This is a genomic window from Bounagaea algeriensis (assembly GCF_054491375.1).
This window is the reverse complement of record NZ_CM137102.1, coordinates 3,452,515-3,474,196: the sequence shown is the minus strand read 5'-3', so window position 1 is coordinate 3,474,196 and position 21,682 is coordinate 3,452,515. Positions and strand designations below refer to the sequence as shown.

General features: G+C 71.9%; 16 protein-coding genes, 1 pseudogene and 1 riboswitch. Of the genes and pseudogenes, 12 read left to right on the top strand and 5 right to left on the bottom strand.

What is annotated here, in order from left to right:
* The first annotated feature begins 60 nt into the window (after positions 1-60).
* Both map and ACVGV2_RS15805 read left to right on the top strand, forming a co-directional pair.
* Entirely contained in the window at positions 61-918 is an 858-nt protein-coding gene (gene map, locus ACVGV2_RS15810) for a type I methionyl aminopeptidase (RefSeq protein WP_459163135.1), read from the top strand.
* A 149-nt stretch (positions 919-1,067) separates the two neighbouring features.
* The gene (locus ACVGV2_RS15805; RefSeq protein WP_459163134.1) at positions 1,068-2,543 is read left to right on the top strand and encodes a cobyric acid synthase; all 1,476 of its coding nucleotides are present in this window, start codon (positions 1,068-1,070) and stop codon (positions 2,541-2,543) included.
* 62 nt (positions 2,544-2,605) lie between these two features.
* Here the strand turns inward: ACVGV2_RS15805 and ACVGV2_RS15800 are convergent, their stop codons facing one another.
* From ACVGV2_RS15800 to ACVGV2_RS15790, 3 genes are all read right to left on the bottom strand, one after another.
* Positions 2,606-4,018, bottom strand: coding sequence for a mycothione reductase (locus ACVGV2_RS15800; RefSeq protein ID WP_459163133.1), 1,413 nt, complete (start codon positions 4,016-4,018; stop codon positions 2,606-2,608).
* Between the two features lie 14 nt (positions 4,019-4,032).
* Positions 4,033-5,160 carry a VanZ family protein gene (locus ACVGV2_RS15795; protein WP_459163132.1) on the bottom strand — a complete coding sequence of 376 codons (1,128 nt, stop codon included), beginning with the start codon at positions 5,158-5,160 and terminating at the stop codon, positions 4,033-4,035.
* Between the two features lie 457 nt (positions 5,161-5,617).
* Positions 5,618-6,163, bottom strand: a complete 546-nt coding sequence (locus ACVGV2_RS15790) for a YbhB/YbcL family Raf kinase inhibitor-like protein (protein ID WP_459163131.1) — start codon at positions 6,161-6,163, stop codon at positions 5,618-5,620.
* Positions 6,164-6,390: 227 nt separating this feature from the next.
* On the opposite strand from ACVGV2_RS15790, the gene ACVGV2_RS15785 reads away from it, so the two are divergent.
* The 3 genes from ACVGV2_RS15785 (at position 6,391) to ACVGV2_RS15775 (ending at position 9,161) form a co-directional block, all read left to right on the top strand.
* Positions 6,391-7,362: a sugar kinase gene (locus tag ACVGV2_RS15785; protein WP_459163130.1), complete on the top strand. Its 972-nt coding sequence runs from the start codon at positions 6,391-6,393 to the stop codon at positions 7,360-7,362.
* A 1-nt stretch (position 7,363) separates the two neighbouring features.
* Positions 7,364-7,972 (top strand): bifunctional 4-hydroxy-2-oxoglutarate aldolase/2-dehydro-3-deoxy-phosphogluconate aldolase, encoded by a 609-nt coding sequence (locus ACVGV2_RS15780; RefSeq protein ID WP_459163129.1) that lies wholly within the window; start codon positions 7,364-7,366, stop codon positions 7,970-7,972.
* A gap of 340 nt (positions 7,973-8,312) precedes the next feature.
* On the top strand, positions 8,313-9,161 hold the full coding sequence (locus ACVGV2_RS15775; RefSeq protein ID WP_459163128.1) for a S1 family peptidase: 849 nt from the start codon (positions 8,313-8,315) through the stop codon (positions 9,159-9,161).
* A gap of 171 nt (positions 9,162-9,332) precedes the next feature.
* Here ACVGV2_RS15775 and ACVGV2_RS15770 read toward each other — a convergent pair whose 3' ends face one another.
* On the bottom strand, positions 9,333-9,962 hold the full coding sequence (locus tag ACVGV2_RS15770; protein WP_459163127.1) for a LysE family translocator: 630 nt from the start codon (positions 9,960-9,962) through the stop codon (positions 9,333-9,335).
* Between the two features lie 464 nt (positions 9,963-10,426).
* On the opposite strand from ACVGV2_RS15770, the gene ACVGV2_RS15765 reads away from it, so the two are divergent.
* The 7 genes and pseudogenes from ACVGV2_RS15765 (at position 10,427) to ACVGV2_RS15735 (ending at position 20,637) form a co-directional block, all read left to right on the top strand.
* A complete protein-coding gene (locus ACVGV2_RS15765; protein WP_459163126.1) occupies positions 10,427-10,882 on the top strand; it encodes a GNAT family N-acetyltransferase in 456 nt (151 codons plus the stop codon).
* Positions 10,883-11,015: 133 nt separating this feature from the next.
* Positions 11,016-11,146, top strand: a riboswitch (cobalamin riboswitch).
* 60 nt (positions 11,147-11,206) lie between these two features.
* Entirely contained in the window at positions 11,207-13,420 is a 2,214-nt protein-coding gene (locus tag ACVGV2_RS15760; RefSeq protein ID WP_459163125.1) for a magnesium chelatase subunit D family protein, read from the top strand.
* 333 nt (positions 13,421-13,753) lie between these two features.
* Positions 13,754-14,368 (top strand): cob(I)yrinic acid a,c-diamide adenosyltransferase, encoded by a 615-nt coding sequence (cobO, locus tag ACVGV2_RS15755; protein ID WP_459163124.1) that lies wholly within the window; start codon positions 13,754-13,756, stop codon positions 14,366-14,368.
* Complete coding sequence (locus ACVGV2_RS15750; protein ID WP_459163123.1) at positions 14,362-15,732, top strand: cobyrinate a,c-diamide synthase; 1,371 nt, start codon at positions 14,362-14,364, stop codon at positions 15,730-15,732. Before cobO ends, ACVGV2_RS15750 begins: the two co-directional genes overlap by 7 nt.
* A 182-nt stretch (positions 15,733-15,914) precedes the next feature.
* Positions 15,915-16,790, top strand: a pseudogene (gene cobM, locus ACVGV2_RS15745) (precorrin-4 C(11)-methyltransferase); the annotation flags it as partial.
* An 839-nt stretch (positions 16,791-17,629) separates the two neighbouring features.
* Entirely contained in the window at positions 17,630-18,880 is a 1,251-nt protein-coding gene (gene cbiE, locus ACVGV2_RS15740) for a precorrin-6y C5,15-methyltransferase (decarboxylating) subunit CbiE (RefSeq protein ID WP_459163122.1), read from the top strand.
* 59 nt (positions 18,881-18,939) lie between these two features.
* Positions 18,940-20,637, top strand: coding sequence for a cobalamin biosynthesis protein (locus tag ACVGV2_RS15735; protein ID WP_459166018.1), 1,698 nt, complete (start codon positions 18,940-18,942; stop codon positions 20,635-20,637).
* A gap of 205 nt (positions 20,638-20,842) precedes the next feature.
* Here ACVGV2_RS15735 and ACVGV2_RS15730 read toward each other — a convergent pair whose 3' ends face one another.
* Positions 20,843-21,112: a DUF1876 domain-containing protein gene (locus ACVGV2_RS15730; protein WP_459163121.1), complete on the bottom strand. Its 270-nt coding sequence runs from the start codon at positions 21,110-21,112 to the stop codon at positions 20,843-20,845.
* Positions 21,113-21,682: the final 570 nt, after the last annotated feature.

Below are 21,682 nucleotides of genomic sequence, written 5' to 3'. Positions count from 1 at the left end.
TGCCCTGCGCGGTCCCCTGGGCCGCGACCTCACCGTGACACGACGTTCTAGAGTGAGGGCATGCCCGTTCGAGCCCCGCTAGAGCCAGGTGTGCAGACGCCGCGTCGGCCGGTGCCCTCGCACATCGAGCGCCCCGAGTACGTGGACAAGTCCGCTCCGGCCCGGAACACGGATCCGGACGTACAGCCGCCCGAGATCATCGAGGCGATGCGTGTCGCGGGCAAGCTCGCCGCACAGGCTCGGGTGGAAGCGGGCAAGGCGATCCGCCCCGGGGTGACGACGGACCACGTCGACGCCGTGGTGCACGAGTTCTTCTGCGACCACGGTGTCTACCCCTCCACGCTCGGATACCGCGGGTTTCCGAAGTCGTGCTGCACCTCGTTGAACGAGGTCATCTGCCACGGTATCCCGGACTCGACGGAGATCCAGGACGGCGACATCGTCAACGTCGACGTCACCGGCTACGTCGGCGGCGTGCACGGCGACACCAACGCCACCTTCCTCGCCGGGGAGGCCTCCGAGGACGCGCGGCTGCTCGTCGAACGCACCCACGAGGCGACGATGCGCGGGATCCGCGCGGCCAAACCGGGGCGTCAGCTCAACGTGATCGGCCGCGTCATCGAGTCCTACGCCAAGCGGTTCGGTTACGGCGTCGTCCGCGACTTCACCGGGCACGGGATCGGCCGGTCGTTCCACAGCGGACTCGTCGTGCTGCACTACGACGAACCGTCGGTGCAGACCGCCATCGAGCCCGGGATGACGTTCACCATCGAACCGATGATCACCCTCGGCGGCATCGACTACGACATCTGGGAAGACGGCTGGACGGTCACGACCAAGGACAAGAGCTGGACCGCCCAGTTCGAGCACACGATCCTCATCACCGAGGACGGCAACGAGATCCTCACCGAACCGTGAGGACCGCCTCCGGCGGCCACCGATGGCGGCCGCCGGATCGCGCGGTGCCGGCTGGCCGGGGTTCGCCGGGCACGTGGTGGCGGTGGGACACGGCACATTTCCCCGCACGCGTGCCGCTCGCGGGCGATCGCCTGCGGTAGGAAAGGCACGTGTCCGCACTGTTGGTAGCCGGGACGACCTCCGACGCCGGCAAGAGCGTGCTCACCGCGGGACTGTGCCGCTGGTTGGCCCGCGACGGCGCGCGGGTCGCACCGTTCAAGGCGCAGAACATGTCGAACAACTCCGCCGTCACCCTCGACGGCGGGGAGATCGGGCGTGCGCAGGTGCTGCAGGCCGCCGCGTGCGGGGTCGAGCCATCGGTGCGGTTCAACCCGGTGCTGCTCAAACCCGGCAGCGACCGCAGTTCCCAGGTGGTGGTGCTCGGACGAGTGGCCGGCGAGGTCACGGCGCTGTCCTACCGCGAACGCAAGTCCGCGCTGCTGGACATCGTGGTGCGGGCCCTCACCGAGCTGCGTGCCGAGCACGACCACGTGATCTGCGAGGGTGCGGGTTCGCCGGCGGAGATCAATCTGCGCGAGCACGACATCGCCAACATGGGGTTGGCGCGTGCGGCGCAGCTGCCGGTGCTCGTCGTCGGTGACATCGATCGGGGCGGGGTGTTCGCGCAGTTGTACGGCACGTTGGCCTTGTTGGACCCGGCCGACCAGGCACTGCTGCGCGGATTCGTGGTCAACAAGTTCCGCGGCGACCGGCGGTTGCTCGACCCCGGTTTGGAGCAGCTGCGGCGGTTGACCGAACGACCCACGGTGGGTGTGCTGCCCTGGGCGGAGGATCTGTGGCTCGATGCGGAGGACTCGCTGTCCTATGTGGCCGACGGCGTGATCGGTCGGCCCGGCCCGCCGCGGGGGGAGGAGTGGCTGCGGGTGGCCGTGGTGCGCCTGCCCCGCATTTCCAACGCGACCGATGCGGAAGCCCTGGCGGCGGAACCCGGTGTTTCCGCCCGGTTCGTGACCGAACCGTCGCGCATCGCGGACGCCGACGTCGTCCTGCTGCCCGGATCTAAATCCACTGTGGACGACTTGGCGTGGCTGCGCCGCACCGGACTGGCCGATGCGATCACGCGGCACGCGCGCGCCGGCAAACCGCTCGTGGGAATCTGCGGTGGATTCCAGATGCTCAGCCGGCGCATCGCCGACTCCGTCGAATCCCGGGCGGGCGAGGTCGAGGGGCTCGGACTGCTCGACGCGGAGATCGCGTTCGCCCCGGAGAAGACGCTCGCACGTGCCCGGGGGACGGCCTGGGGCGAGCCGGTCAGCGGCTACGAGATCCACCACGGTCAGGCCCAGCGCGGCGACCTGCGGCCGCTGATCGAGCACTCCGACGGCACGGCCGAAGGCGGCGTGTCCGGCGCTGTGTTCGGCACCCACTGGCACGGGCTGTTCGAGAACGACGGGTTCCGCCGACGGTTCCTCGGCACCGCTGCTGAACGCGCGGGACGCGACGGGTTCCGGCCGGCCACCGACGTGTGCTTCGCCGCGGTGCGCGAACAGCAGCTCGACCTGCTCGGTGATCTCGTTGAACAGCACCTGGACACGGACGCGGTGCGGCGGCTGCTCGGCGAATAGGCCGCTCGGGACCGGGGCACAGGCCCGGGGTGCTCGCCGGCCGCCGCGAGCACCCCGCGGCCTCAGCGGGCCTGCTCGTTCAGCGGCAGGTTCAGCAGCGCGTTCTCCAGCAGTTCCGGCATCGACGGGTGGATCCAGTACTGCCCGCGTGCGAGCTCGCGCGCGTGCTGGCCGAAGACCATCGCCTGGATCAGCGGCTGCACCAGGGTTGCTGCCTGCGGACCGATGATGTGCGCGCCGAGCAGCGCGCCCGTGTTCGGATCGGCCAGCAGCTTGCAGTAGCCGGTGGTGTTCTCCATCGCCCAGCCGTAGGCGATGCCCGCGTAGTCCTGCTGCGAGGTGACGTAGTCGACCTCCCGCTCGCGGGCCTGCCGCTCCGTCAGCCCGACCGAGGCGATCTGCGGGGCGCTGAACACGGCGTGCGGGATCCAGCGGTGGTCGGCCTGCTGCGGATCGTCCGGGTGCAGCAGGTTGTGCTGCACGACGCGGGCTTCGTGGTTGGCGACGTGCTTGAGCTCGTGCTCCGAGCTGATGTCGCCGACAGCCCACACCCCCTCCTGCGAGGTGGCCTGGGTGCTGTCCACCTTCACACGGCCGTCCGGGTGCATTTCGACGCCCCCGGTCGCGGCGTCGATCAGGTCCGTGTTCGGGATGCGCCCGGTCGCGATGAGCAGCTCGTCGGCTTCGACCGCCTCCCAGCCGGCGTCGGGCCCGTCGAGGTACATGCGGATGCACTCGTCGTCCTGCTCGACGCTGCGGATGGAGCGGTTCAACCGCAGGTCCCACTCCTGGGCGGCGATCTCGGTGAACCGTTCGGAGGTCGACTCCTCCTCGGCCCGCAGCATCCGGCCGGACCGGCCGATCACGGTGACCGCGACGCCGAGGGAGTGGAACACGTGCGCCAGTTCGGCGCTGACGAAGCCCGTGCCCAGGATGATCATCCGTTCGGGTAGGACGTCCAACCGCATGATCGTGTCGCTGGTGTGGTACCAGACCCCCTCGAGGCCGGTGATCTCCGGAATGCTCGGCCGGCTGCCCGCGGCGAGCACGATGCGGTCGGCGGTGAGCGTTTCCGGCCCCTCGGCGCCGTAGACGGTCAGTTCCTTCTTGCCGGTGAACCGGCTGTAGCCCTGGTAGAGCGTGACGTTGGCGTTCTCCTCGGCGCGGTAGCGACGGCCGCCCTCCGCGATCGCGTCGATCCGGCCGAAGATGCGGTCGCGAATGTCCTGCCAGCGCACATGCGGTTCGGCGAGGTCGACGCCGAGTTCGCTCGAGTGCCGCGGGGTCGCGGCGACGTCGGCGGCGTGCACGAACATCTTGCTGGGGATGCACCCCACGTTCAGGCACGTTCCGCCGTAGGAGTCCTCCGGACCGATGCCTTTCTCCACGATGGCGACGTTCCAGTCCGCGAACCGTTCGTCCACGATCGTGTTGCCGGATCCGGAACCGAGGATGATGAGGTCGAAGTGTGGCACTGCTCCAGCCTGCCTTACCGCTCGCCGCTTTGGGGTGCTCGTGCGTCGACTACGGACAACAGCGCGTGCTGTGCGGGCATTCCGCGTCGTGGCTCGATTCTCGGGCGTGCCCGCTGCGGCCGCGCCGCCGGGGCGGGGTGTGCCGGTCCGCCGGCTGAACGGGCACGGCCGTGATCGTTACGTGAGGCCGTGCGCAGGCGCAACGGCAGGCCGCAGGCGTGCAGCACGTGCCCGGCCGCCAGTACTGGTGCGTGCCAGGTCGGTGCGACGAGTCCGGCCACGCCCTGGCTGAGTGCCAGCACCCCGACGCCTGTCGCCCAGTGCACCACCGCGCGGGCGTACGGCACCGGACCGCGCAGTCGCAGCAGGGTCGCGCGATGTCCGGGTGTGCCACCGGCGCAGACGGTGTGCACGAGCAGCAGCGCGGCGGGGGCGAACCACAGGGCGGTGGCCTCCGCGATCCGGGGGTCGGTGAGCGGGAACGCACCGGTGCCGCGCAGCAGCGACAGCACCGCGAGCAGGGCGTTGCCCGACCACCACAGCGCGAGGAGGTCGCAGCAGCGTGCGAGCAGTCGCCGCGCAGGTGTGACCGGATGCGGTGCGGTGCGGTCCGCGGCTGCCTCCCCGGCCGGGGCTCCCCGCGGTCGTCTGCCGGCCAGCCGCGTCCCGAGCACCGCGCCGAGGGTGTTCGCCAGCAGGTCGTCGACGTCGAACACGCGGTGCGGACACGGCGCGAGACCCCACAGGCCGGTGAGCTGCGTCGTTTCTATCAGCAGCGAGCAGGCCGCGGCCCACGCGGCCGCGCGCGGCAGGCGGTTTCCGGCCAGTGCGAGGAACACGCCGAACGGGAGGAACAGGCCGATGTTGCAGAGGAACTGCACCACCGCGGGGTCCGTGGCGGACGGGCTCAGGTGGCTGAGCGGGACCCAGCGCGGACTGCGGCAGGCCGCGCCGGGCTCGGGCGGAAGCACGTAGTACGCCACGGCCACGGCGTAGAGCAGCGCCGCCGTGCGCGTCAGGACCGCCCGGGGGCGCAGTCGGCCGTGCAGCCGGTGTTCGGTGGCCACGTACGGGGCGAAGAGGCAGGTCGCGATCACTGCGGTGAGCACTGCGGCGGACACGGCCGGCGCGGTCGCGATCATCGCTGCCTCCTCCCCGCACGCGGCACTCCTGCACGCGGCACTCCTGCACGCGGCACTGGGAAAGAGGGCGGACGCAGCGCTGCGGATGCACCCCGGACGGGTGATCTTCACCCCTGTCGCGCGTCCAGATCAGCACTGCGTCGTACGTGACGTGGTCAGAGCAGTGCGCGGCAGCCGCTGGCTGCTGGCTGCTGGCTGCCAGGCCCCACCGCAGTCCCGACACGCATGAGATCACCCCCGACACGCGGGAAACCTGGGGACAACTGGAGCCCTTGGGGACAACTGGAGCCCTTGGGGACAGCTTGTGCTCTGTCCGTGTGGGGACAGCTCACAATTTTCATGAAAATTGTGTTCTCTGGAACGGGTCCAGAGAGGTGGGCGAGCCCCGGCCGGAATGCAAGAAGCCCCGGTACGCCGCGAGGGCGTACCGGGGCGGAAGCAGCTGGAAGGACCTGCCTCAGAGCTGGTAGGTCGGGGCGATGACCGCGCGGCCCACCGTGTGGAACGCGAGCATGAAGTTCACCACGGCCGGGCTGGCGGTGTCGTCCACGCCCAGCTTCTCGGTGTCCGCGGCGATGACCGCGAAGCAGTACCGGTGCGGGCGGTCGCCTTCCGGCGGGGCGGCGCCACCGAACGCGCGCTCCCCGAAGTCGTTGGCCACGTGGAACGCCTCCGAGGGCACGCCCTGGCCGTTGCGGTTGCCGGCGTCCGCCGGGAGCTCGGTGACCGAGGCGGGGATGTCCACCATGGCCCAGTGCCAGAATCCGCCGGGGATCGGCGCGTCCGGGTCAAAGCAGGTCACCACGAAGCTCTTCGCGGAGTCGGGGAAACCGCTCCAGCTCAACTGCGGCGAGTGGTTCCGGCCGCCCATGCCCATGCCGTCGTAGGCGTGGGCCTGGTCCATGGGTTGCCCGTCGGTCACGTCGGTGGACGTGAGGGTGAACTGTGGCACTTCGGGCAACAGCGAGTACGGGTCCGGGTCAACCGGGCGCTCAAGGCTCATGAGGTCTCCTTTGCCTACGGACGTGGTTCGTTGATCGCCCCGGCCCAGCGTAGAGGTCGACCCCGCCTCCGCGCCGCGCGGATGACTGCAACATGTGCACAGCCGTTGTGAGTCGCGCACTCCGGGTGGTTAGCCTGTTGGCGGTCGGTGCGCCCGCTCGCACCGCCGCGCGAGGAACTGGTCGGCCGCGCCGGTCGAACCGAACACGAAAAGCGAGGGAGTGCCGCGTGTCCGCCGAACCGTCCGGGGCGTTCGAGACGCTGTGCGTGGGCGAGACGATGTCGCTGATCGCGCCGGAACAGCCGGTCGCCCTCGAGAGCGCTGCGCGGTTCACCCTCTCCGCCGGCGGCGCGGAGTCCAATGTGGCGATGCACCTGGCCGGACTGGGACACCGGGCCGGTTGGGCGAGCAAAGTGGGGGACGACCCGCTCGGGCGTCGCCTCGTCAACGACATCGCCGCCGCGGGCGTGGTCACCGACCTCGTCACGACCGAATCACGCGCACCGACCGGGGTCTACTTCAAAGACCCCGGCCCGGACGGCACGCGTGTGCACTACTACCGCTCCGGGTCCGCCGCCTCCACGATGGACGAGGACTTCCTCGCTGACGAGGTGCTCGAGACCACCGAGGTCCTGCACGTCAGCGGTATCACCCCGGCCTTGTCCGCAGCCTGCGACCGGATGGTGCAGCGCCTGCTCACGCGGACTCGCCGCCACCGGCTGTCGTTCGACGTGAACCACCGCCCCGCGATGTGGCCGGCCGGGCGGGCGGCGCCCCGGTTGCGGGAGCTCGCCGACCTCGCCGACATCGTGTTCGTCGGCCTCGACGAAGCCGCCGCGCTGTGGGACGTGCACACCGCTGAGGGCGTGCGGGCGCTGCTGCCGCGTCCCGAGACCATCGTCGTCAAGGACGCGGCGAACGCTGCCTGGGAGCTGGGCGCGCGGACCGTGTCCGTGCCCGCACCGCGCGTCGAAGTCGTGGAACCCGTGGGCGCGGGCGACGCCTTCGCCGCGGGCTACCTCGCGGGCGTTCTCCGCGGTTTCGGCCCGCAGCGACGTCTGCGGTTCGGCCACCTGCTCGCCGCGCACAGCCTGCTCAGCACCACCGACCAGAACGCGATGCCGGAGGAAGCCGCGCTCGCCGACTGGTTGGGCGGCTCCGAGCAGGACTGGCGCGCACTCCGATTCGGGAAGGGCTGAGATGCACACCTTCGACGAGCTGTTCGCCGTCCCGGTCATGGCGATCCTGCGCGGGATGGATCCGCAGCGCACGGTTCACCTCGCCGAACGCGCGTGGGACCTGGGCATCCGCGCGGTGGAAGTGCCGATCGAAACGGAGCAGGCCGAACCGTCCTTGCGGGCCGCCGTTGATGCGGGCGGGCGGCGCGGACGTCCCGTCGGAGCCGGCACCGTGGTCACTCCCGACCAGCTGCGCGCGGCGCAGGCGGCCGGCGCGGCGTTCACCGTCGCTCCTGGGCTGGATTCCGAGGTGGTGCGCGCCAGCGAGGAGTTGCGGTTGCCGCACCTGCCCGGTGTGGCCACACCGGGCGAGGTGCAGTGGGCCCAGCGCTTGGGCGCGACCTGGGTGAAGGTCTTCCCCGCCGCCGAACTGTCCGCCGGGTGGTTCCGCGCGATGCGCGGTCCGTTCCCGAACATGCGGCTGGTCGCCACCGGCGGCGTGCACGCGGGCAACGCGGAGGAGTACCTCGCGGCCGGGGCCTCGGTGGTTGCCGTGGGTTCGGCGTTGGAGGATTCGGAGCAACTGGCCCGGCTGGCCGACCTCGTCGGTGGGGCGGGCGCGCAGGGCTGAGCGGCGCACCGGTGTGGCGCACCGCGTCGCCCGCTGCGTGGTGCGACCGGCCCGACATACCGCGCCGTGTCGGGCAGCATCACCGGACCGGTGTTCGCGGTCCGCATGCCGAGTCTGCCGTGAGCGATCGTTTTTCGGCCCTGTGCCAGCGGATCAATATGTCCACTGTGTCCTGAGGTGTGATGTTCGAGCCGCTCGATTTCACCGGATCGAGTGGTGGGTAACGGGGGTGCTGAAATCTTCTCGCGCTGTGACGCTGCTGAGCGGGCACACTCGCCGAGACCGGTGCGGACGCGGGCGTCCGTGCCGGCGACGGCATCACCAGGGAGGAGAGGAAGTCATGGCGCGAGGCAGTACTTCGCGGAGGAGCAGGCACATCACGGCGGTGTTGTCCGCGGCCGGGATGATGTCGGGATCGATCGCGGCGGCCGGGATCGCGGGCACGGCGTATGCCGCTCCGGAGCAGCCCGCTGCTGAGGCGTCTCCGGCCGCGGCTCAGGCGCCGCCGATCGTGGGCGGCGAACCCGCGCCCATCGCCGAGAGTCCGTGGGTGGTGTACCTGAGTGATGCCCAGGGCAACCAGTTCTGCGGGGGCGCGTTGGTGCGCCCGGGCAAGGTGGTGACCGCAGCGCACTGCGTGGAGGGCGAGCCCGCGGGCTCGGTCGAGGTCGTTTCCGGGCGCGAGGACAAGAACACCGATGCGGGAAAGGTGACGGACGTCACCTCAGTGTGGACACATCCGTCCTATCGGAACCCGCAGGTAGGAGCCGATGTCGCTGTGCTCACGCTCGCCGACGGACTGGCGCAGCCGACGCTGGATCTCGCCACGCCGCAGGACGAGCAGCTGTACCAGCCAGGAACGCCCGCGAAGGTGTACGGCTGGGGTACGACGAGCGAAGGCGGGCAGGCCTCCGACGTGCTGCGCAGCGCTGAGGTGCCGCTGGTCGACGACCAGCGGTGCGGCGAGGCTTACGGCCGCGATTTCGACGCCCGCGCGATGGTGTGCGCGGGTCTGCCCGAAGGGGGAGTGGACAGCTGCCAAGGGGACTCCGGTGGGCCACTGGTGGCCGGTGACCGGCTGATCGGAATCGTGTCCTGGGGCGACGGGTGCGCCCGGCCGGGTTCGCCAGGGGTCTACACCCGCATGGCCAGCTACCAGGAGGACGTGGCCGCCCAGCTGAACGCGTGATCACCTCGGGCACGGGCACGGGCACGGGCACGGGCACGGGCGCGGCAGGCGCGGCGGCGCGGGAACGGTTTCTCGAGCCGCCGCGCAGCGGGTGGGGACGAGCGCGTGCGGAGACGAGCGTGCGGGGCAGCGCCGTGCTTCCGCTGTGCTCGCCGCCTGAGGTCCGCCGCCTCAGCCCGTCACCAGGCCGATCGAGATCGTGACGAAAGCGGTGGCGCTGACCAGGTCGAGGGTTCGGCCGATCCGGGGGCTGCGCAGCCGGTCGGCGATGTGACCAGCGCCGAGGACGATCGTGAGCTCCCAAACGGCGGCCAGGGCGAGGAACAGCACGCCCAGCGTGACGAGCTGCGCCGCGGGCGAGGTGGCGGCGCCGACGAACTGCGGCAGGAAGGCCAGGCTGAACAGCAGCATCTTCGGATTGGTGATGTTGCTGAGGAAGCCGCGGATGAACGGTTTCGCCGTCTCGGTGTGCCGTGCGGGCACTCCGCTGCGGGCTTCCCGCCGCGTCAGCCAGAGCCCGCGCAGGATGCTGGCGGCCAGGTAGAGCAGGTAGGCCGCGCCGATCCACTTCAACGTGGACAGCACCGCGGGTTGCTGCGTGATGAGCGCGCCGAGTCCGGAGATCACCACGGCCATCTGCGTCGCGCTGGCGCTGTGGATGCCGAGCAGGGCGCGCATACCGGCGCCGCGTCCCTGGTGCAACGAGGTGCGCAGCAGGAGGAACGTGTCCACCCCGGGGGTGAGGATCACGACGAGGCTGGCGATCAGGAACGCGGGCACCGTGCTGAGATCCACGAACACGTCTTCCTCCTCACGCGATCAGGTTCGATCTGCCGACGGCTGGCCGGCGCGGGTCGGGGAGAGTCGGTGCCGCCCCGTTCGATGGAAGTCCCCCAGTGCGCACATCCATGTGCTCAACGCGCCAGAAAAGAGGAAAATTTCCGCGCTTGCTCCATCATAACGGGATTTCTTCCGAACATGGTGTGAGTTGTGCCTCGTTCCGGCCGGTTCGTGCGCGGCGCGGGAGCACACCGGGGTGGTGTGGATTCCTGCACCGGCGGTCCCGGTGGGCCCTGCGTGGTCAACGGGCGCGTCTCCTGCGGCCACGGGTGCGGCCGCCAGGGCACGCCCGGCGTGTGCACCCGCACCTCGGATACGTGCCGCTGCTCGCGGGTCAGCTGTGCCGTGTTGCGCGCGGTGAAACGTCCAATCCGCGCCGCAGGGCCGGTGAATCGGGCGGACGCTGTTGTGGTATCCACGAACAGGTGATACTTCAGCCGCTCGCGACTGCTGTCCATCGGGCGTACACCGCCGATCTGGACGCGGCCGATTTCTACCGCATGCTGCGTCTGCGGGTTGACGTGTTCGTCGTGGAGCAGAACTGCCCGTACCGCGAGCTGGACGACCGCGACCTCGAGGAGACCACGCGGCACTTCTGGATCGACTCCGCGGACGGTTTCGTCCTCGGCTACCTCCGACTGCTGGAGGAACCCGACGGCACGTACCGCATCGGCCGGGTGTGCACCAAGGCCGATGCGCGGGGCATGGGGCTGGCGCGCAAACTGATGCTCGCAGCGCTCGCCGAGACGAGGCGCAGTCCGGCCGTGCTGTCCGCGCAAGTGGACAAGGCCGGCTTCTACCGCTCCTTCGGCTTCGCCGAGAGCGGGCCGGTGCACGACGAGGACGGTATTCCGCACGTCGACATGCGTCTGGCCGAGTGAAGCGGACGCCCGAACGGTCCCGTCCACCGTGGGACTTCTCTCCGATCGTTCCCGCTGTGTTGGACCCGTGATCGCCCTCTGCCAGGATGTTGGCGGACCTGCATGGAACGGTTCCACGAGGGTGCGGCCAGGCAAGCCGGTGCGAATCCGGCACGGCCGGCGCCACTGTGACCGGGGAGCGGACCTCCCGCGCGGGCCACCGGGCAGCGGCTGCGAGCCGCCCCGGGAAGGCCGGAGGGACGCGAGGATCCGGGAGTCAGGACACTGCCGCCCCTCGCCCCGAAACCCCGGGCGTCCGAGACCGGAGGAAGGAAGACCTCAACTATGACCGCCTCGCCGCAGGCGTCGCGCACGAGCCCGCGCTTTCCGTTTTCCGCCGTCGTCGGGCACGACGACCTGCGGCTGGCGCTGCTGCTGAACGCGGTGCACCCGCGCATCGGCGGTGTGCTGGTGCGCGGGGAGAAGGGCACGGCGAAGTCGACCGTGGTGCGGGCGCTGGCCTCGCTGCTGCCGACGCTGGACGTGCTGCCCGAATGCCGCTTCGCCTGCTCACCCGCGCAACCCGACGCGCAGTGCCCGGACGGTCCGCACACCTCCGCCGAGTCCGAGCACCGCGCGGCGCGTCTGGTGGAGCTGCCCGTCGGTGCCACCGAGGACCGCCTGCTCGGGTCGCTGGACGTGGAGCGGGCGCTGTCCGAGGGCGTGCGCGCCTACCAGCCCGGCCTGCTGGCCGCGGCGCACCGGGGCGTGCTCTACGTGGACGAGGTCAACCTGCTGCACGACCACCTCGTGGACGTCCTGCTGGACGCGGCGGGCATGGGCCGCGCCCACATCGAGCGGGAGAGCGTGTCCGTCTCGCACGCGGCCTCGTTCGTCCTGGTCGGGACGATGAACCCGGAGGAGGGGGAGCTCCGTCCGCAGCTGCTCGACCGGTTCGGGTTGGCGGTGGAGGTCAGCGCCGACCGCGAGGTCGGGACCCGCTCCGAGGTGATGCGTCGCCGCCTGGCCTTCGAGGAGGACCCGGAGACGTTCGCCGCCCGATGGGCGGCGGAGGAGGCCGAGCTGGCCGAGCGCATCGCGCGGGCGCGCGACCAGGTCGCCAAGGTCGCCCTGCCCGATGCGGAACTGCGCCGCATCGCGGCGTTGTGCGCGTCGTTCGAAGTGGACGGCATGCGCGCTGACCTCGTGCTGGCGCGTACCGCGGTGGCGCACGCGGCGTGGCGCGGAGCGGACGCCGTGGCCGCCGCCGACGTGGAGACGGCGGCCAAACTCGTGCTGCCGCACCGGCGGCGCCGCGATCCGTTCGACGAGCCGGGCGTGGACGACGATCAGCTGCAGCAGGCCCTCGACGACGCCGCGCAGCACGCGGACGATCCCGAGGACGACCAGCACGGCGGTTCGGACGACGACGGCGGTGGTGGTGACGGCGGCGACCCGGGCGGTCCGGGTGGCAGTGGGCCGGAACCGGACGGTCCCGATGACGGCGGTCCTGATGATGGCGGCCCCGATGATGGCGGCCCCGATGATGGCGGGCCCGAGGACGACGGCCCCGGGGGCGGTGCGCCTGCACCGGAGGAACAGCAGACCTCGACGTCCTCGCAGTCGGAGGGGGAGGGGCCCGAGGACTCGGACGGTTCCTCGCCGGCGCCGAAGGAACGCCGCGCGCCGGATCCCGGCTCCGAGTTCCGCGCGCGGCTGCTGGAAGTTCCCGGCATGGGCGAGGGAGCGCCCGGCAGGCGCAGCCGCGCCCGGTCACGCACCGGGCGGGGAGTGCGCGCCTCGGCCCACGAGGGGCACGGCATCCACCTTCCGTCCACTGTGGTCGCCGCTGCTCCGCATCAGCGAGCACGGGGGTGCAACGGCCCCGGTCTGGTCGTGCGCGGCGAGGACGTGCGCCACACGGTGCGCGAGGGGCGGGAGGGCAATCTCGTCCTGTTCGCCGTGGACGCGTCCGGTTCGATGGCCGCGCGGGAGCGGATGTCCGCGGTCAGCGGTGCGGTGCTGTCGCTGCTGCGGGATGCTTACCAGCGCCGGGACAAGGTCGGTGTGATCTCCTTCCGCGGGGAGTCGGCCGAGGTCGTGCTGCCGCCGACGTCCTCAGTGGACGTTGCGGCGGCGCGGATGCGCGAATTGCGCACCGGCGGTCGCACACCGCTGGCCGACGGGCTGTTGCGCACCCGAAGGGTCGTGGAGACCGAGCGGGTGCGCGATCCGCAGCGCCGGCCGCTGCTGGTGCTGCTCACCGACGGCAAGGCGACGGTCCCGGCGAACGCGGCGAATGCTCCGAGCGGTTCGCGGGAGCGGACGCGGCAGGCGAACGCCGATGCGGTGCGCGCTGCCGGCGCGCTCGCCGAGCAGGGGGTGGCCGGTGTGGTCGTGGACTGCGAGCGAGGGGTGGTGCGGCTCGGACTGGCCGGTCAGGTGGCCACCGCGCTCGGTGCTTCCGCGTTGCGGTTGGAGGAGCTGTCGGCCGACGCGGTGGCCGGCGTGGTGCGTGCGGCGCAGCAGCCGGCGGGGGCAGCTCGGCGCGCAGCATGAGCGCGTAAGACGTGAACACTAATCGCATTTTGGGAAATGCCGCGCAGTTGCTACAGTGATCATCGTCCACCTGACCCCCAGGGGTGGACCCACTGAAGTGCCCCTGCGCTCCCGGTGACCCCCAGGCCGGTTGAGCGTGGGGGCCTTCTTCACGCGGAACCGCGCTCCACCTGGTGCCTTCCGGAAGTGCGCGAGCGGCAACTGGTTCCGCTGCAATCCCACCGGGCTGACCGCGGTGCGCGAACGGGCGCTCCGGCCACCCGGTTCCTCGGAAGAAGTGAGCCTCCTCCTGCACGCATCGGCGTGCACGGGGAGGTTGGTTAGGGTCTGACTATGCCGCAGGGACAACCAACAGCAGTGCCCGACGACGGGCTCACCACGCGCCAACGACGCAACCGCCCGCTGGTCATGGTGCACACGGGCGAAATGAAGGGGAAGTCCACGGCCGCCTTCGGCCTCGCGCTGCGCGGCTGGAACCAAGGCTGGTCGATCGGCGTGTTCCAGTTCGTGAAGTCCGCGAAGTGGCGCGTCGGCGAGGAGAGCGCCTTCCGCGCGCTCGGGCGCACGCACGAGGAGACGGGTGAGGGCGGCCCCGTCGAGTGGCACAAGATGGGCGAAGGCTGGTCGTGGGCGCGCAAGAAGTCCACCAGCGAGGACCACGCGGCCGCCGCGCTCGAAGGCTGGGAGGAGATCGAGCGGCGCCTGCAGGCGCAGCAGCACACCGTCTACGTGCTCGACGAGTTCACCTACCCGCTGCACTGGGGCTGGGTGGACGTGCAGCGCGTCGTCGAGGCACTGCGCACGCGTCCCGGGTACCAGCACGTCGTGATCACCGGTCGCAACGCGCCGCAGGAACTCCTCGACGCCGCCGATCTGGTCATGCGCACCGACAAGGTCAAGCACCCGATGGACGCCGGGCAGAAGGGGCAGAAGGGCATCGAGTGGTGAACGACGCACGCGTCGTGATCGCCGCCCCCGCGTCCGGTCACGGCAAGACGACGGTGGCCACCGGGCTTCTCGCTGCGCTGCGGCAGCGCGGTACGCAGGTCGCGCCGTTCAAGATCGGACCCGACTACATCGACCCCGGCTACCACCGGTTGGCCTGCGGGCGGCCGGGCCGCAACCTCGATCCCGTCCTGGTCGGTGAGCAGCGCGTCGCCCCGCTGTTCCGCCACGGCTCCGCGGACGCCGAGCTGTCCGTCATCGAAGGCGTGATGGGGCTCTTCGACGGGCGCATCGCACCGGCCGGCGGGTCCGCGGCGCAGGAAGGCAGCACCGCGCGGGTCGCCGAGACGCTCGACGCCCCCGTGGTGCTGGTCGTCGATGCGCGCGGCCAGGGACACAGCCTCGCTGCGCTGCTGCACGGCTTCCGCACCTACCGCGCGGGCGTGCGGCTGGACGGGGTGATCCTCAACCACGTGGGGTCGGCGCGGCACGAGCAGGTGCTCACCGATGCCGCGCGCGCCGTGGACGTGCCGGTGCTGGGCGCCATCCCGCGGGAGGAGGCGCTGCGCGTGCCGTCCCGGCACCTGGGTCTGGTCACCGCCGTCGAACGCGGGGACGAGGCCGCCGGCGCGGTCGAGGCGATGGGCGAGCTCGTGGCCCGTTCGATCGACCTGGAGGCGGTGCGCGCGCTCGCCCTCGCCGCCGCCGGGGTGCACGGTCCCAGCTGGTACCCGGCGGACGAGGTGTCCCCGCACGCCGGTGATCCCGTGGTCGCCGTGGCGGGCGGTCCGGCCTTCACCTTCGGCTATCCGGAGCACCTGGAACTGCTCGAAGCGGCGGGTGCGCGGGTTCGCGTGGTGGATCCGCTGCACGCCGAGGCACTTCCGGAAGGCACCGCGGGTCTGGTGCTGCCCGGGGGCTTCCCCGAGGAGCACCGTGCCGAACTGTCCGCGAACGCCGCGCTGCGCGAGGAGGTCGCGCGGTTCGCGCGTGCCGGCGGTCCGGTGCACGCCGAGTGCGGCGGTCTGCTCTACCTCGGCGAAGAACTGGACGGGCATCCGATGTGCGGCGTGCTGCCCGCGCGGGCGCGCATGTCCGAGCGCCTCACGCTGGGCTACCGCTCCGCCGTGGCCGTCTGCGACTCCAGCGTCGCCGCGCGGGGAGAAGAGGTGAACGGGCACGAGTTCCACCGCACGCTCCTGCAACCGGCGGGTGGTGATCCCCCCGCGTGGCAGTGGCGGGACGGTGGGGGAGACCTCCGCAGCGAGGGCCACGTCACGGGCGGTGTCCACGCCTCGTACCTGCACGTGCACCCCGCGGGGGCGCCGGGGATGGTCGACCGGTTCGTCGCGGGGTGCGCGCGATGAGGTCGTTCGGCGCTCCTGCCCGCTGACGGTGGCCGCGTTGCGCGAGGTCGAGGCCGTCCCCGTTGTCGGGTGAGGATGAGCAGGAGTGTGTCGAAGCGGTGGTGCCCGACGCGTCCGCGTTGCGCGACGCGCTGCGCCGGCGCGGTACGGTCGTTGCCTGCAGAGGCGGGAGGAGCTGATTAGTGAGTGGCCGGATCTCGTTCATCGGTGCCGGGCCGGGCGCGGCGGACCTCATCACGTTGCGCGGAGCCAACCGGATCGCCGAAGCCGACGTCGTGGTGTGGGCGGCGAGCCTGGTCACGCCGGAGTGCGTGCGCGACCACGCGCGCAGCGATGCGGAACTGGTGGACTCCTCGCGGATGACGCACGAGCACGCCCTGGAGATCTACCGGCGCGCCGAGCAGGAGAAGCTCAAGGTCGCCCGGCTGCATTCCGGTGATCCTTCCCTCTGGGGCGCGGTGCAGGAGCAGTACGACGCCTGCGCGCGGATGAACGTCGACGTGGAGATCGTGCCCGGCGTGGCCGCGTTCTCCGCGGCGGCCGCCGCGGTCGGGCGGGAACTGACCGTGCCGGAAGTTGCCCAGTCGCTGGTGCTGACCCGGCTCGAAGGCGGCAAGACGCCCATGCCGGAGAACGAGAAGGTCCGCGAGTTCGCCAAGCACGGCACGACGATGGCCCTGTTCCTGTCCGCCGCGCGGACCGGGCAGCTCGTCGAGGAACTGCGCGCCGGCGGCTACTCCGACGACACGCCGGTGCTCGTCGCGCACAAGGTGAGCTGGCCGGACGAGCTGCTGCTGCGCACGACCATCGGCGAGCTGGAGGCGACGGTCAAGGAGCACAAGCTCTGGCGGCACACGCTGTACCTCGTCGGCGAGGGCCTGACCGCGGGCACAACGCGCTCGCACCAGTACCACGCGGGTCATTTCCACACCTCTCGGCAAGCCGACCGCAAAGCGCGGCGCGAGCTGCGGTCTCGGTGGACGCAGCGCTCCCGCGAGGGCGCGGGCGAGCCCACCGGCGCGAAGACCCCTCATCGGCCGGAATCCGCTGCCGCGGAAACCGCACCGGCCGAGGCCGCACCGGTGACCGAGGCCCCGTCGGTGACCGAAACAGCGCCGGCGACCGCGAACACCGAGTCGCGCGCGGTGGATCCCGACATCGCCTGGTGGGCGGTGCGCGAATGGCAGGAGGAGGCGCGCTCGGCTGCGCGGGGGAACCAGAACCGCGCCCGTGCGACCCGGACGGATCAGGCGCAGTCCGAACTGTTCGGTGTGGACGTCGAGGAGGCGGACCCCGGCGCAGCGAGCGCAGCGGACGCGCGGACCGCGGCGGACGTGGAGACCGCAGCCGATGTGGAGACTGCGGCCGACGCGCGGACCGCGGCGGACGTGGAAACCGCGGAGGACGCGGTCACCGGAACGGCCGCGGACACGGCGCCGGAGGAACGACCGGAGCAGGTGCACGCCGCCGAGTCCGCGAACACGCCGGCCGGCACCGCGGACGCGGCTGGTGGGACGAGCGCGCAGACCGCCGGTTCGGGCAAGTCCACCCCCGGCAAGACCACCTCCGGCAAGTCCACATCGGGCAAGACCGCTTCGGGCAAGTCCACCTCGGGCAAGTCGGGCAGGAACAGCCGGTCGGGCAAGTCGAGCGGCGGCAAGAACGGCAGGCACCGCTCCGCTGCGAACGCGGAGGCGAACAGCGCGAAGCGGGATGAGCAGTAGCGACGGCAGCACACCGGCGCGCTCTCGGCGTGTGCGGAACGGCTGCGCGGGCAGCGGGCTGCAGTATTGGAGCGGTTCACCGAGCACTGCCGCCGGCGGAGGCCGAGGCGTGCGGTGAAGCCGAATTTCAGCGGCGAGTACGTGGTAGCGGCGACAGAGGCGAGGTGGGTGACGTGGCCGTCACAGTGATCGGCGTCGACGGGGCGGAGCTTCCCCACGGCGGAACGGAGCTCGTCGACTCGGCGAAGCTCGTGATCGGAGGGCGGCGACACTTGCGCGCGCACGCCCCGGACCACGCCCGCACCCTCGAACTGGGCCCGCTCGAACCCGCGCTCAACGCCCTGTCGGCCCTGGCCGCCGAGGAGGACGCCGTCGTGCTCGCCGCGGGCGACCCCGGGTTCTTCGGCGCGCTGCGGGCGTTGAAGGAACGCGGCGTGCACTGCTCGGTGCTGCCGGCGACCTCGAGCGTGCAGCGGCTGATGGCGCGCACGGGACGGCCGTGGGACGACGTGACGGTGGTCAGCGCGCACGGCCGGGAGCTGCCACGTGCGATCAACGTCTGCCGCGCCCGCCCGGCCGTGGCAGTGCTCACCGCCCCCGGCGCGGGGCCGGCCCAGATCGGCTCCGGCCTGATCGGGTGGCGGCGCACCATGACCGTCGCCGAGGACCTGGGCGGGGAGTTCGAGACCGTGGTCACGCTCGACCCGGCCGAGGCGGCTGCTCGCACGTGGCAGGAACCGAACATCGTGCTGTGCCTGGCCGATCAGGACGCGGTGCCGCAGCTGGGCTGGTTCGCCGGCGGCGCCCCGCTGCCCCCGGCGGGGTGGGGTCTGCCGGAGGACGAGTTCTCCCACCGCGACGGCGTGATCACCGAATCCGAGGTGCGCGCGGTCGCGCTGGCGAAACTGGCACCGCGGCCGGGGGCTCTCGTCTGGGACGTCGGCGCGGGCTGCGGCTCGGTGGCCGTGGAGTGCGCGCGGCTGGGCGCGGCCGCCATCGCGGTGGAGTCGGACGAGGCGCAGACGGTGCGGATGATCACCAACGCGGCCCGGCACGGGGTGGACGTCCGCGTGGAGGAGGGCCAGGCGCCGCAGGCCCTGCGGCAGCTGCCCCGGCCGGACGCGGTGTTCGTCGGCGGCGGTGGCAGCGAGGTGGTCACCGCGTGCGCGAACGTCGGCGCGAACCGCGTGGTCGTCGCGCTCGCGGCGCTGGACCGGGTCGCTCCGGCGCGCGATGCGCTGCGCAGCGCGGGCTACGACGTCGAAGGCGTCCAGGTCTCGGCGAGCAGGCTCGCCGACCTGCCGGACGGATCGGCGCGGTTGCGAGCGGCCGATCCCGTCGTGCTGCTGACGGGACGCGCGCACGACAGCCCTGCCTCGCCGGAAAGCGCCCGGTCCCGCACGACGAACGAGGAGCAGTCGTGATCGGCCTGTTCGCGGTCACCGCGCCGGGACGCCGCGCCGCGGCCGAACTCGCCGCCCGGATGGGGCCGGAGGCGGTCGTCGCGGACGGTCCGGTTCCCGCGGCGGTGCGCCGGATGTGGGACCACCTCGACGGTGCGGTGTTCTTCCTGTCCAGCGGGGCCACGATCCGCCTGGTGGCTCCGCTGCTGCGGGACAAGCACACCGACCCGGGCGTGGTGTGCGTCGACGAGGCGCGGCACTGCGCCATCGCGCTCGTCGGCGGGCCCGCCGGCGGGGCGAACGCGCTGGCCGAGCAGGTCGGCGATGTGCTCGGTGCGACGCCGGTGGTGACCACGGCCGGCGATGCCGCCGGCAGCACCCCGCTGGACGAGGTCGTCGAGGCGCTGGACGCCGTGGTCGACGGCGATCTCCCCGGCTGCGGGACCGCCGTGCTCAACGGCGAGGCCGTGTTGGTCGTCAATCCGCACGGCTTCCCGCTGCCCGCGCTGCCGGCGAACGTTCGCACCGACATCGAGAAGCCACAGTGGACGGTCTTGGTGGAGGACCGGCACCGCCCGGACTTCGACGACGCGGCCAACGTCCTGCGGCTGGTGCCGCGGACGCTCGTGGTCGGTGTCGGCTCGGCCAGCGGTGTTTCCCGCAGCGCGGTCGTTCAAGCTCTCGCCCGGGTGGAATCCGAGCACGGCCTCGATCCGCGGGCGATCCGCGCCGCGGCCAGCGTCGACCTCAAAGCCGAGGAGGCCGACATCCTGCAGGCGGTGCAGGACCTGGGTTTCTGGCACTCCAGCGACGGCGGGGACGAGTTGCCGCTGCTGACGTACCCGGCGCAGCAGCTCGCGGAGGTCACCGTCCCCGGGCCGAGCGAGGCCGTGCGTGCCGAGACCGGCACGCCCAGCGTGTCCGAGGCCGCGGCACTGACCGGCGCCGCCGAGCTCGCCGGCGGCGGCGAGGTGCGGCTCGTCGCGGGCAAGATCAGGGGTGCGGGCGTCACCGTCGCCGCCGCCCGGATCCAACCCCGGGGTCGGTTGGCCGTCCTCGGACTGGGCCCGAGCGCACCAGACCTGCGCAGCGCGCGCGTGGAGGCGGAACTGCGCCGCTCCTCCGCGGTCGTCGGATCGGACCAGCACCTCGACCAGGTGCGGCACCTGCTGCGGCCGGGTACCGACCTGCGCAGCGCTCCCCTCGGCGGGGAGGAAGCCGGGGCGGAGGAGGCGGTGACGCTGGCGCGGTCCGGCAACGCCGTGGCGCTGCTCGGTTCCGGTGACGCCGGTGTGTACGCCGCGGCCAGCCCCGCGCTGGAGAGAGCCGCTTCGGACATCGAGGTGGTCGCCGTCCCCGGGGTGACCGCGGCGCTGGCGGCTGCGGCGCTGCTCGGCGCGCCGCTCGGTCAAGACCACGTGCTCGTCAGCCTCTCCGATCTGCACACGCCGTGGGAGGTCGTCGAACGGCGCGTGCGCGCCGCAGCGGAAGGTGACTTCGTGGTGTGCTTCTACCACTCGCGGTCGGTGGGAAGCGACTGGCAGCTCAGGCGTGCGCTGGAGATCCTCGCCGAGTCTCGTCCGGCCAGCACGCCGGTCGGCGCCGTGCGGCAGGCCTACCGGCCCGAGCAGAGCGTCTGGTACGCGCCGATCGCCGAGTTCGATCCGGCTCCGGTGGACGTGCACACCACCGTGATCGCGGGCTCGTCGCAGTCGGCCATGTTCGGCCACCGCTTCGTCACGCCGCGCGGGTACCGGTGGATGACCAGCGGTTCCTGATGCCCCGTGCATGATCACCAGCGACTGCGCCGCCCGCGGTTCTCGCCGAGGTGCTCGGGCGCGCTGCGCTCCCGGTTGTTCGTCGGGCCGCTCGGAGCACCGGGCGCGGGGAGCTGCCCGGCCGATGCCGGCCGCTTGCCGGAGCCGGGCGTGTCCGCAGCACCGCGGCCGGGAGAAAGGACTCCCGGCCGCGTCGCCGTGCTGTTCAGACGGGCAGCCGCACGTGGCGGTTCAGCTGCTGGCCGATGTCGGCCGCCGCCGTGTCCAGCAGCTTGTGCGCCAATTCGAACAGCGCACGGGCCGTCGCGATTTCGTCCCCGATCTGGGGGACCTCAGGATCGTCGGGATGCCGCCGTGCCGTGCCGTGACCGTGCACGATCTGGCCGTTCGGCATGGTGAACCCGACATCGCACGTCGTCTTCGAGCCCTGCTCGACGACTTGGAGATCGAGGTTGATCGTGTGCGTCTCGTTCATGGTCGCCTCCCTGGCCGTGCTGGACAGCGCCACCACGGTGACTCCAGGATGCGGATTGCCCGGGCGCAACGGAACCCGACGTGTCACCCATCCGGGTTAGAGTCGGGCTCGCCGGCACTGTGCTCGAACCCCCTGCTTCGAGCCCGCGCGGTTCGCGGGCGGGGCTCCGGCGCTCGTCATCGGGTGGCGGTGGACTTCGCCGGCGCCGCCGAGGCGGAACCCGCGTTGGGCGGAACGACCCGCCCGCCGCGAGCACGCCGTCCGAACGGGGCGGTGCCGTCGGCGCATCCGCTGCGGGAACCGGTGCCAATGCAGGGGTTCGGGTGCAGGGGTCAAGTGCGGAGGAATCATCGCAGCGGCGGTCTCGTGTTCGGAGTGGACGGAGGCCGTCGCGGTGCTCCTCGGCCGCGCAGCCGCGGATCCGGACGCGAACGCCGAGGTGGCCAAGGTCTCAGGGCTCTTGCAGTCAACCGGCGGCTTCGCCACCGTGGGAACATCGTTGCCCCGCTGGCATCGTCGGCCGTCCTCGGCGACCTCCGGATGAACCGCGATACCTGCGAGTACCGCGCT